The organism is Commensalibacter communis (assembly GCF_947179015.1).
In the GTDB taxonomy this organism is placed as follows: Bacteria; Pseudomonadota; Alphaproteobacteria; order Acetobacterales; family Acetobacteraceae; genus Commensalibacter; species Commensalibacter communis.
Genome location: NZ_CAMXCM010000040.1, coordinates 1 through 271 on the forward strand (window position 1 = coordinate 1; position 271 = coordinate 271).

The following is a 271-nucleotide window of genomic DNA, read 5'->3' on the forward strand; positions in this document are numbered from 1 at the left end:
TTTATAAGATATCCTGACAGATGGAGAATCGCCACTTCCACCTTTTGAAAAACCACTTCCTGCATAGCCTGATGTTGCCACATTAAAACCCAATGATGTTCCTAGCAATGCACCCCATGAACATGTTGTATCATTTGCTTTAAAATCACTATGTTCAATACCAACAGTTCCATAGCCTTCCGTAAATGAAGCCCCTATACATAACATTGTTGTTTCTGGCTGGATGGTTTCCAAAATGCTTGCGCTATCATCAATGGTGATAGATTTTAAA

Annotated in this window: 1 protein-coding gene; it reads right to left on the reverse strand. The window is 38.7% G+C overall.

Going from position 1 to position 271, the window contains the following annotated elements; all coding sequences use genetic code 11:
• Positions 1-271 (reverse strand): hypothetical protein (locus PQG54_RS12345; protein WP_271807747.1); only part of this gene is annotated, 271 nt, incomplete at both ends.